Source organism: Spirosoma sp., from assembly GCF_048594605.1.
Taxonomy (GTDB): Bacteria; Bacteroidota; Bacteroidia; order Cytophagales; family Spirosomataceae; genus Spirosoma.
Genome location: NZ_JBMDWV010000330.1, coordinates 23,857 through 32,873, shown reverse-complemented (window position 1 = coordinate 32,873; position 9,017 = coordinate 23,857). Strand labels below are relative to the sequence as shown.

17 protein-coding genes are annotated in these 9,017 nt (G+C 47.0%); 7 read left to right on the top strand and 10 right to left on the bottom strand.

Annotated features, from left to right (window positions below):
- From ACOJS8_RS20180 to ACOJS8_RS20145, 8 genes are all read right to left on the bottom strand, one after another.
- The coding region (locus tag ACOJS8_RS20180) for a hypothetical protein (RefSeq protein WP_420150356.1) at positions 1 to 240 on the bottom strand (240 nt) is incomplete at its 3' end.
- Positions 241 to 254: 14 nt separating this feature from the next.
- Positions 255 to 377: a hypothetical protein gene (locus tag ACOJS8_RS20175; RefSeq protein WP_420150355.1), complete on the bottom strand. Its 123-nt coding sequence runs from the start codon at positions 375 to 377 to the stop codon at positions 255 to 257.
- Between the two features lie 2 nt (positions 378 to 379).
- The gene (locus ACOJS8_RS20170) at positions 380 to 784 is read right to left on the bottom strand and encodes a hypothetical protein (protein ID WP_420150354.1); all 405 of its coding nucleotides are present in this window, start codon (positions 782 to 784) and stop codon (positions 380 to 382) included.
- On the bottom strand, positions 781 to 1,032 hold the full coding sequence (locus ACOJS8_RS20165) for a hypothetical protein (protein ID WP_420150353.1): 252 nt from the start codon (positions 1,030 to 1,032) through the stop codon (positions 781 to 783). The genes ACOJS8_RS20170 and ACOJS8_RS20165 overlap by 4 nt, the downstream gene beginning before the upstream one ends.
- 5 nt (positions 1,033 to 1,037) lie before the next feature.
- Entirely contained in the window at positions 1,038 to 1,175 is a 138-nt protein-coding gene (locus ACOJS8_RS20160; protein WP_420150352.1) for a hypothetical protein, read from the bottom strand.
- A complete protein-coding gene (locus ACOJS8_RS20155; RefSeq protein ID WP_420150351.1) occupies positions 1,172 to 1,561 on the bottom strand; it encodes a hypothetical protein in 390 nt (129 codons plus the stop codon). The genes ACOJS8_RS20160 and ACOJS8_RS20155 overlap by 4 nt, the downstream gene beginning before the upstream one ends.
- A gap of 150 nt (positions 1,562 to 1,711) precedes the next feature.
- Complete coding sequence (locus ACOJS8_RS20150) at positions 1,712 to 2,044, bottom strand: helix-turn-helix domain-containing protein (protein ID WP_420150350.1); 333 nt, start codon at positions 2,042 to 2,044, stop codon at positions 1,712 to 1,714.
- Positions 2,045 to 2,047: 3 nt separating this feature from the next.
- Entirely contained in the window at positions 2,048 to 2,287 is a 240-nt protein-coding gene (locus ACOJS8_RS20145; protein WP_420150349.1) for a hypothetical protein, read from the bottom strand.
- Positions 2,288 to 2,327: 40 nt separating this feature from the next.
- Between ACOJS8_RS20145 and ACOJS8_RS20140 the strand changes: the two genes are divergently transcribed.
- The 7 genes from ACOJS8_RS20140 (at position 2,328) to ACOJS8_RS20110 (ending at position 8,263) form a co-directional block, all read left to right on the top strand.
- On the top strand, positions 2,328 to 3,218 hold the full coding sequence (locus ACOJS8_RS20140; protein WP_420150348.1) for a LexA family transcriptional regulator: 891 nt from the start codon (positions 2,328 to 2,330) through the stop codon (positions 3,216 to 3,218).
- A 27-nt stretch (positions 3,219 to 3,245) separates the two neighbouring features.
- On the top strand, positions 3,246 to 3,731 hold the full coding sequence (locus ACOJS8_RS20135) for a hypothetical protein (RefSeq protein ID WP_420150347.1): 486 nt from the start codon (positions 3,246 to 3,248) through the stop codon (positions 3,729 to 3,731).
- 73 nt (positions 3,732 to 3,804) lie between these two features.
- Complete coding sequence (locus ACOJS8_RS20130) at positions 3,805 to 4,395, top strand: SHOCT domain-containing protein (protein ID WP_420150346.1); 591 nt, start codon at positions 3,805 to 3,807, stop codon at positions 4,393 to 4,395.
- 60 nt (positions 4,396 to 4,455) lie between these two features.
- Positions 4,456 to 5,817: a tyrosine-type recombinase/integrase gene (locus tag ACOJS8_RS20125; protein ID WP_420150345.1), complete on the top strand. Its 1,362-nt coding sequence runs from the start codon at positions 4,456 to 4,458 to the stop codon at positions 5,815 to 5,817.
- Between the two features lie 156 nt (positions 5,818 to 5,973).
- Positions 5,974 to 6,348, top strand: coding sequence for a 50S ribosomal protein L19 (gene rplS / locus ACOJS8_RS20120; protein WP_420150344.1), 375 nt, complete (start codon positions 5,974 to 5,976; stop codon positions 6,346 to 6,348).
- A 144-nt stretch (positions 6,349 to 6,492) separates the two neighbouring features.
- On the top strand, positions 6,493 to 7,272 hold the full coding sequence (gene dapF, locus ACOJS8_RS20115; protein ID WP_420150343.1) for a diaminopimelate epimerase: 780 nt from the start codon (positions 6,493 to 6,495) through the stop codon (positions 7,270 to 7,272).
- Positions 7,273 to 7,333: 61 nt separating this feature from the next.
- Entirely contained in the window at positions 7,334 to 8,263 is a 930-nt protein-coding gene (locus tag ACOJS8_RS20110) for a bestrophin family protein (RefSeq protein ID WP_420150342.1), read from the top strand.
- Here the strand turns inward: ACOJS8_RS20110 and ACOJS8_RS20105 are convergent, their stop codons facing one another.
- Both ACOJS8_RS20105 and ACOJS8_RS20100 read right to left on the bottom strand, forming a co-directional pair.
- Complete coding sequence (locus ACOJS8_RS20105) at positions 8,264 to 8,572, bottom strand: rhodanese-like domain-containing protein (protein WP_420150341.1); 309 nt, start codon at positions 8,570 to 8,572, stop codon at positions 8,264 to 8,266. It lies immediately after the preceding gene.
- Positions 8,573 to 8,616: 44 nt separating this feature from the next.
- The gene (locus tag ACOJS8_RS20100) at positions 8,617 to 8,985 is read right to left on the bottom strand and encodes a hypothetical protein (protein ID WP_420150340.1); all 369 of its coding nucleotides are present in this window, start codon (positions 8,983 to 8,985) and stop codon (positions 8,617 to 8,619) included.
- Positions 8,986 to 9,017 lie beyond the last annotated feature (32 nt).

Genomic DNA, 9,017 nt, shown 5'->3' with positions numbered 1-9,017 from the left:
AACCAGGCGAACGAAACCCCAATCGCACAAATCCTTGAATACTTTTTTGTACGTATTGTAGGAGGATACACCAATTGCCGTCATCGCGTATTGCGGTGCCATTTCAAAGACTTGTGGCCATGAGCAGCGGTTGGCAAACTCCATGTACCAGAAATAAAGAGCGGCATGGGTAGGTGTTCGCTCGTCCTGATATTTGAAGGCAAAGTCCCACCAGCGACGCGATAATTCGTATCCACTCATAACTCTCGATAAGACTAAAACAGGTACTTAACGGCCAGCCAGATACAGCCAGCGACACAGGCGACGATGCAGCCAGCCATAAACACGAGCGAGAGTAGTACGCCCATTTCAGGTTCGGATTCGGGTTTATAGGCCATGGTTAGTTTGGGAGATAGTCAATCGCTCGGTTAACCAGCATATAGTGGTCGATCAGGCAGGATAGCGAATGATCGTAGCCGTACCGATCCTGCATGTAGTTGAGAATCAACCGGGCTAATTCGATTTTCCAGCCGAACCTAGCCGCTGCATCGAGCCGTACGTGTAGCATCGTTAGCTGCGTCTGTAGCACCGTGCCAGCGACAATGAACGCAATTCGGTAGCGGTCGCGGTTGGACTGATGGCGCCAGCCCATACCGAATACCCGGTCAAACTGTAGCAGTACGTCCGTGAAAAGATTCGTCAGAGCGTCACAGTGTTCACCACCCGGTAATTCATCACCGTGCGCGAGTACAAAGTTGATCGCACAGGCGCGGGCGGTTGGTAGGGGATTGTGATCAGTTGTCATGGCTGCGTAATAATTAAGCCAAGCCAGAACAGACCCATGATTGCAATGATGAATGCGACATCAATCGCTGTAGTACCCCCTTTCAGCCACCACCAGCGACGAAGTTTATACATCCAGACGGGCCAATCCCAAAGCCCCTCATCGCGCAAAAAGTCGTACGTCGTCCGGCCAAAAACCAGACAAAAAACCAGCAATCCAACCAGCGAAACGAGCCCCCAGAGCTGGAGGACTTCTTTGATAATTTCCATGATGATTAAGAATTTAGAAAGCGTTGACGGAATCGTCGAAGTACGTAATAGCGCAGGTAGCAATAGATCAGATAGACGCAGAAGCGAAGGAATTCGAGCAGCTTAAACAGCAGATAGAGCAAATACAGGCCGAGCGTTTTCATGCGAAACAGTTGCAGTCAATACCCCGAACCTCAGCAACCACTTTGTCCGCAATCTGCTGAATCGTCATTTCGTCGTGAACCGGAACCGAGATGATTTCCCGAACTTCACTGGTATCAGCGTATGCACCGTCTTCGTCACGGTCGACACGGCCATTGTACACGGCCGTTCTGACTTCGTATTCCAGCGCCCGGCAGCCGCGTTTGCGGTTATCGTCGAAGAACACAATCGATTTACAGTGCGGACCGGCCAGTTTGCCAATCAGTGCATCGAGCGGATCGAAATTCTGTTCTTCGTCCAGTTGCGCGAGGGTAATCATCTCGCTTTCGGGTTTCGCTAAAATGGCCTGAGCGATGGCGAATCGTTGTTGAATCAGGGTGGATTGCATAGATTTGGATTGAATTCTTTGATTATGTATCCGTACAGACCTCGGCACTCGCTGAGGTTTTGTCTTTTTGGTGGGAGAGAATCCGTAGTGAGCAAATGCCCACTACGTTTCTAGTTTCTATCCACACCATTCCCCCAATGGCCGACGCCATCAGGATATCGTTTGATTATGTATCCGTACAGGTGATGTATGCAGGGCAGCCAGTAGCCGCTGATCAGCTGATTCGCTGCTAACGCGGGTTGACTGGATGTAAGCCCGGACGCCATCCGCATCGAAGAGTGTTTTTTTGCCTTCGTGTCGATACGGCAGCTCACCTCGTCGCATGAGTCGATGCAGGGTTGATTCTGAGCAGCGGAGCGCCTGCATAGCTTGTTTACGATCCATCCACTGACCACCCGATTTAATCAGAAACTGGATTTCCCGTTGCAACTGGTCTACTTGCTTCTGCAAGGCTATAAATTCTTCGTAGCTAGGTACTTTCATGGCTTAGGCGGCTAATGGTTGTGCGTATGGATTGTAGGCTTCCATCCATTCCACTTCGGTTTCCGAAACCGGGTTATTGCCGCCGGTCTTATTGCGGAACGTGCCTTCAGTTACACCATGAGCCTTGCAGAACGAAACTTTAACAGCTTGCCGCTGGGTGAAGCTTAACCGCTCATAAGCCATTTTAAACCGCGCTGACAGTTCCTTTGACCGTTTGCTTAATTGCTTGCCTTTACTTATCATTGTGGTGCATATATTTGCTATAAACAATCATTCAAGTGCTATGCAAATATATGCTTCAACATATAGAAAAGCAATAGCTGGACATATAAATTATATGCCCAGCTATGAAAGATATTCATTTAGTAGAATGGATTGGGCAAAAACAGGGGAGAAGCTGAAGCTAATTCGAGAGGCTAAAGGGTTGAAACAGAGTCAGTTTTCCGAATTGATAGGTGTTAAGCAACCTAATCTGTCAGCGTATGAAAATAATCGCGTTGAGCCAGAAAGCAGAACGATAAAAGATATAATCAATATAGCAGGTGTGAACCTTGAATGGTGGAATACCGGTAAAGGGAATATATTACTGGGCGCTGAAGTATATGCGCCGCTTAGCGAGGCATATACTTCCGAAGCGACTCCGCTCTCAATTGTTGATGAAACGGAGGTAACGCGTACGGTGTCAGGCAGCGAATTTCGCGACCTGGACAACGGAATGGTGCTGATGACCATTCCGTTAGTAGATGAGTACGCATATGCCAGCTATCCACACGGCTGGAAAGATTCTGAATACATTGAAGAGTTGCCTAAGCATTCTATTGTTCTGCCTAAACGCGACAAAGGCAGATATCGAGCATTTGTAGTCCGTGGCGATAGCATGGATGATGGAGGCCGTAAGGCTATTTACGCAGGAGATATAGTAGTCGGCCGTGAAGTTGAACGCGACTTCTGGCAAAGTCGGCTGTACATCAATGGCACAGGCAGGGATTACATCATCGTGCATCAGGACGGCGTTTTTATTAAACGCATCATCAAGCACGACGTCAAAGAAGGGTTAATAACCTGCGCTTCGTCCAACCCCGACAAAGATCACTTTCCCGATTTTGATGTACGACTCTCAGAAGTATACGAGTTGTATATTATCTGGAAAGTCGAACGTGACTGGCGGCATTAAGTGCCACAATACACCCTAAAATAACAAATGACACAATCTGAGCAAATTGATGAAATTCTAGACGACTTGAATAACGGCGAGCTAATTGCTTTACACAATGATGTTACCGACCTATTCAGGAATGCAGTTAAAAAATCAATAGCTTTTGATTTAATAACCCCTTACTCAAACACATATCGTCTTACTCAGAAAGGTTATCAATGCATTGAAGCAGGCGGCTTTGATAACTGGAGAGAGCTTGTCAGTAAGCAAGAACATGACAAAAAAGGGTCCATTCGTGTGAGTGGAAACGCAATAATTGGTGACAATAATACAGGGGTAACTCAAGGTCGAGATTTTTTGAATAGTGAATCGCCAACTATAAAAAATAATCCACAGCAAAACCAGCCGGTTGCAAACGCGACAAAAAAATCAGACCACACCATTTGGGACAAGATTAAATATGTTTCAGTAATAATTGGTGGATTGGGGGCAGCGATAGGCACCATTGGAAAATTACTAAAATGGTGGTGATTTTATAAGTAGCCCCAATTGTCTATAAATAACGGACAATTGTCCAATAAGTACAAGTATTAATTACTCGACTATGAAATACATTTTATTGATTGCTTATTTAGTTAGTGGCTCCTTATACGCTCAGGACCGAACAACCCCAATCACTCAGGCTGATTTGAATGGCAGAAAGCTATATGCTGCTGATTTTAGATACGGCTACCAAACAGGGCTAAACGGCTGGATTATCAAAGCGGGTGATACCTTGTCTTTAGGCCGAGGAACTATGCCCGACAAAGCCTTAGCCTTTCTCTACGAAAATCCAGCTGGCTTATCCGCTACCTACTTCAATGGAAATCTGGTTAAACAGTACCTACCCAGTATGTATGCTGATAAGCGGGTTGTCATCAAAGATTTGGGTACCATCGGCACCAAAAAGACAGGCTTTACCGCTGTGGCCATAGTTGGGGTAGGGGGGCTGGTGCGCTATCAGGTTGAGATCGAAAACGCTATTGAAGCTGGTGAAATCCTTCCACCTGTACAGTTTCAGCAAGCCTACGCTCAGCCGCCTCAACAAGCATTCAGTGTAGCCGATGAACTGATCAAACTAAAAAGATTGATGGATGATGGCGTGTTGTCCAAGGAAGAGTTTGACGCTCAGAAAAAGAAACTGCTGAATCAGTAATGGCATGCGTAAACTGTATTGACATTATTTGAAAGATCTACTCTTTAAGTAAGTACACTAATGGGAAAGCCGACACTTGCCGTCCGGTTAAAATACGAACCCAATCGGGACGGGGAGCGGGTTATTCGCATCCGCATTACCAAGGATCGGCAAAGCGCTTTCTGGGCCTTACCCTTCCAGGTTACCGAGAAGGATTTTAACGAAAATGGTACCAAGCTGAAAGAAAACTGGATTCGCAAATCCTACCGGGATTGTAAGCTATACAACGCCCGTATTTACGATGCGTACCAGAAAGCTGAAGCAGCCATTGCTTTCTTTGAAAAGCGGGATCTGGATTATTCAGCGGCCGACGTTAGACAGTACGTTGAACGGGGCGGCTTTCCGGACAAGTTACTGCCGTACTTTGCCGATCATATCCAGAAACGACGTAATGAAGCGGGCGACGATCTAGGCAAGCTGGAAACGGTAGGTGTCTATGAATCGACGATAAAAGTACTGCGGTTGTATTTGCGTTCAGTTTACGCGCTGGCCGATACATTTCCCGATGAACAGATTGATGAAAGATACTGGACGCTGGGTAAGCTCAACAAACGCGACATTCTGGATTTAAAAGCGTGGCTGGAAACCCGTTACTCGCGCAACTCGGTAGCAACGTACTTAGGTAAGCTACGGCATGTCTTGTACGAGGCTGCTGATGCGGGGCTGGTTTCTTACGAAAAGTTTCCCATGCGGGGCATTACGGCCGCATCCGTCCGTAAGAAAGTGGACCGGCTTCAGGATGAAGAGATTCAAAAGCTGGCCAGTGTACCCGCCGAGAAAAAGCATACCGGTGGCCGTAAGGCTGTTACCTCAACCGAACACGCCCGGCCCCTGGCCATGTCCCTTTATTTAGCCCACGGTGCCCGACTAGGCGATGCGATCATCTGGCGGATCGAGAATTACGTCATTGAAGGAGAGCAGCATCGACTTCGCTATACGACGTCTAAAAACAAAAAGTCAATGAGCGTTTTACTGGATGAGGAAGCGGTTGCATTGATAGCCCCGTATCTGGTTGATAAAGCGGGTAAACCTCGTCCCAAAAAAGCGTTCCTGTTTCCCTACCTGCCCGACGATTTTGATAAGCTGTCAACCGAGGATCAGTTTATCCATCTACGTAACGCCAAACAGCGGGCTCGTCAGCAGATAATTCGGTTAGGGCGGCAGGTTGGGCTAGAAAAGCGGGTTACTCCGCACGTCATGCGTCACAGTTTTGCCGACATGCTTCGCCGGTCAGGGGTTCGACTCGAAACCCGTCAGGAAGCGCTGGGGCATTCCGATATAAAAACAACCCGGGATTATGAAGAGCAGTTTGATCAGGAAGCAATCGACGAAATCAGCAAATTATACGCTAATCGCAGGACAACAGTAGGACAACAAAGCTGACAGGATGGGGCAGTATCAGACAGAAAAGGTTAAGAAAAAATAACCAGTATGAACGGGAAAAACTGTCTATTCCTGTTAAATCGTTTGTTACTAGTGAGAAAAATGCTATCTTTGCGGCTCATTTCGCAAATACTTATCTGGCGATTATATACAGTCATGAGCGAGTTAATCAAATTAGTGGAGGCAGACAACGCGCAGCGTCGCACCGAGTTGCCCACATTCCGGGCGGGTGATACGGTGAACGTACACGTTAAAATCCGCGAAGGAAATAAGGAACGTATTCAGGTATTTACGGGAACGGTAATTCAACGCCGGAACCCAAGCAGCGGTGGCGAAACGTTCACTGTTCGCAAAGTATCGAACGGCGTTGGTGTAGAGCGGATTTTCCCAGTTCTGTCGCCAAACATCGACAAGGTTGAAGTTGTTCGCTTAGGCAAAGTTCGTCGGGCACGGTTATTCTACCTGCGTGGTCGTCAGGGCAAAGCTGCTCGCGTAAAAGAACGTAAGGCAAAAGCACCTGTAGCAGCTTAATTGCTTCTTCAATCCGTATCAATTTTAAGAAAGCTGCCTATTTCGGCGGCTTTTTTTATGAGTTACAGAGTTATCATGTTGTATGGTTATCGGTATTACACCAGGCTACAAACTATATAACCCTACAACTTTACAACTTTCTATATGACTATCGACTTCTTCAAATACCAGGGCACGGGTAATGATTTCGTCATGATTGACGACCGTAACGAAACATTTCCGGCTTCTGATCAGGCGTTGATCGAACGGTTGTGTCATCGTCGGTTCGGTATCGGAGCCGACGGATTGATCCTGCTACGTAATGATCCGGACTATGATTTTCGGATGGTGTATTTCAATGCGGACGGTGCAGAGGGAAGTATGTGTGGCAATGGTGGCCGTTGCATTGTTCGCTTTGCCCACGATTTAGGCCTTTTCGAAACAAAAACACGCTTTATAGCTGTTGATGGCGAACACCTTGCCGAGGTGATTGGCGATGAGATATCTCTTAAAATGAGTGATGTTTCCGGAGTCAAAGATCGAAATGGAATAACATTCCTGAACACAGGTTCTCCACACGTAGTTCGGTCGGTAGACGATCTGGAATCGCTTGATGTGGTTAGTGAAGGCCGGGCGTTACGGTATGATTCAGCCTTTCAACCGGGCGGAACCAACGTCAATTTCGCACAGGTGATTGATGATCACACGCTGTTTGTCAGAACCTACGAGCGAGGGGTTGAGGATGAAACGTATTCGTGTGGTACGGGCGTAACGGCCGTTGCACTGGTAGCACACCAACAATTAAATATGTCGGCTCCGGTAGCTATTCAAACCATCGGCGGAAACCTGAGCGTATCTTTTCATTCAGGGCCTGATGGACAATACCATTCAATCTATCTGATTGGACCAGCCAGGCGGGTTTTTACGGGAACCATAACTGTTTGACCTTCTCTGAAGTTACATACTGCGATAATAGAATAATGGAAAGTTTCGCAATAACCCACGAATGATTCTCTACAAGAATAAAGGCCTTTTACCTTCTATCTGGCATTTTCACACAGGCCCTACTGCAAAAGCGTTGCTACGCAGACTTGTTGTTGTTGCGGTTTACGTTACAGTGGTAACAGTGGCCGAGATGTACTATACAGATTTGCGATTTAAGGATACGCCGACTTCGTTTCTCGGAGCAATGGGAATTCTGCTTAGTCTGCTGCTTATTTTTCGGACCAATACGGCCTATGATCGCTTCTACGAAGGTCGGCAAGCCTGGGGCGTATTAGTCAACAACTGTCGAAATCTGGCTATTTTTTTTAATGCGGTGCTGCCAGAAGGAGATACAGAAAGTCGCGCGTTTTTTGCTAAGTCGATAGCTAATTTTCCGTTTGCCCTTAAGAATCACCTGCGCGATATGTCCGGCGTAGACGAGCTGGATATGGTTGAAGAAGGGGAGCGACGTGAACTGAAAAACTTTGATCATAAGCCTGCTGGCGTATCAAATCAACTCTGGGTAAAAACAGAGACTCTGTATCGCAAGGGCCACATCTCGGAGTCGCAACACATCAACTTAAATCAGTACTTAACCTCGCTGATGGATGTCTGCGGGATCTGCGAACGGATAAAGAGCACACCAATTCCGTTTTCGTACATGCTGTTTATTAAGCTGTTCATCATGCTCTACGTTGCCCTATTGCCCTTTACCGTTATTACCGCGTTTGGCTATCTGACCATTCCCGCTGTAATTCTGACATCGTACGTACTGGTAGGGCTGGAAATGATTGGCGAAGAAATTGAAGAACCTTTCGGGCTGGAACGTAACGATTTGCCGCTGAGTCAGTTAAGTCAATTGATCCGGGTGAATGTTCATGATATACTGCAAATTCACCTGCCGCATGTCGAAAAACAGGCCGCCAAACCTGGGTTTACCATCGTTACGTAGTTAGTCTTCAGCTTCGATGATGCCACCATGAAGATGGTAGATTGAGGTGCTCTGAAACTCCGGCTGACGTAGTAAATCCTTAGCGGCTACCCGGCTCCGAACGCCATTCGTGCAAATAACGATCAACGTATCGTAGGGGAGAAGTTCCGCTTTTCGGGCGCGTATATCGGGTAACGGGATGTTTAGCCCTCCAATGTTAAACTCGTCAAATTCCCACTCATCCCGCACATCAACGACGGCTGTATTGGGTTGCCGACGTAACGTATCAAGTTCGGGCAGAGAAATGTCAGTATATGGCTGCATAGTCATCTCACCCGTAACAACTGATTTCCTGTACCTGTTCAGTTAAGCTATCAGCGTGGCTTGATTTCCAAAACCTCTATCTCCGGCAATTCCTGACGACTACCCCAGCCGCACTGTAGAAAAACTTGATTTCCCGTTTCGAAGAAACGTATCATAACGGCTCGTCCATGCTGGCCTGAAGGAACATCTTTCAGTGCCTGTTGAACCAGTGGTAACGTAGCAGGGCTTGGTTTAAAACCTGTAAACTTATTTAGCAGGCTGTCAGCTTCCAGCCGTACCATTTCTTCACAACCGTCGTAGGCTAGCCCATTTTCAAAGATGAAGGCCGCTTCAGTACGTTCCGGCCCGGCCTGAGCGACGGGTTCTTTCTGGCAACTCCAAACGAGTGTCATCCAGGCAAATAGTATGAGTCGGATCATTGAAATTGTTGTTTTTAATTGTAACGTTTTTA

Bases quoted from the DNA above. Each gene is read 5' to 3' on its own strand.
- ACOJS8_RS20165 (WP_420150353.1), bottom strand. From the start codon at position 1,032: ATGGAAATTATCAAAGAAGTCCTCCAGCTCTGGGGGCTCGTTTCGCTG.
- ACOJS8_RS20170 (WP_420150354.1), bottom strand. From the start codon at position 784: ATGACAACTGATCACAATCCCCTACCAACCGCCCGCGCCTGTGCGATC.
- rplS (WP_420150344.1), top strand. From the start codon at position 5,974: ATGAGCGAGTTAATCAAATTAGTGGAGGCAGACAACGCGCAGCGTCGC.
- ACOJS8_RS20155 (WP_420150351.1), bottom strand. From the start codon at position 1,561: ATGCAATCCACCCTGATTCAACAACGATTCGCCATCGCTCAGGCCATT.
- ACOJS8_RS20145 (WP_420150349.1), bottom strand. From the start codon at position 2,287: ATGATAAGTAAAGGCAAGCAATTAAGCAAACGGTCAAAGGAACTGTCA.
- ACOJS8_RS20110 (WP_420150342.1), top strand. From the start codon at position 7,334: ATGATTCTCTACAAGAATAAAGGCCTTTTACCTTCTATCTGGCATTTT.
- ACOJS8_RS20150 (WP_420150350.1), bottom strand. From the start codon at position 2,044: ATGAAAGTACCTAGCTACGAAGAATTTATAGCCTTGCAGAAGCAAGTA.
- ACOJS8_RS20140 (WP_420150348.1), top strand. From the start codon at position 2,328: ATGCAAATATATGCTTCAACATATAGAAAAGCAATAGCTGGACATATA.
- ACOJS8_RS20130 (WP_420150346.1), top strand. From the start codon at position 3,805: ATGAAATACATTTTATTGATTGCTTATTTAGTTAGTGGCTCCTTATAC.
- dapF (WP_420150343.1), top strand. From the start codon at position 6,493: ATGACTATCGACTTCTTCAAATACCAGGGCACGGGTAATGATTTCGTC.
- ACOJS8_RS20135 (WP_420150347.1), top strand. From the start codon at position 3,246: ATGACACAATCTGAGCAAATTGATGAAATTCTAGACGACTTGAATAAC.
- ACOJS8_RS20175 (WP_420150355.1), bottom strand. From the start codon at position 377: ATGGCCTATAAACCCGAATCCGAACCTGAAATGGGCGTACTACTCTCG.
- ACOJS8_RS20160 (WP_420150352.1), bottom strand. From the start codon at position 1,175: ATGAAAACGCTCGGCCTGTATTTGCTCTATCTGCTGTTTAAGCTGCTC.
- ACOJS8_RS20105 (WP_420150341.1), bottom strand. From the start codon at position 8,572: ATGACTATGCAGCCATATACTGACATTTCTCTGCCCGAACTTGATACG.
- ACOJS8_RS20125 (WP_420150345.1), top strand. From the start codon at position 4,456: ATGGGAAAGCCGACACTTGCCGTCCGGTTAAAATACGAACCCAATCGG.
- ACOJS8_RS20100 (WP_420150340.1), bottom strand. From the start codon at position 8,985: ATGATCCGACTCATACTATTTGCCTGGATGACACTCGTTTGGAGTTGC.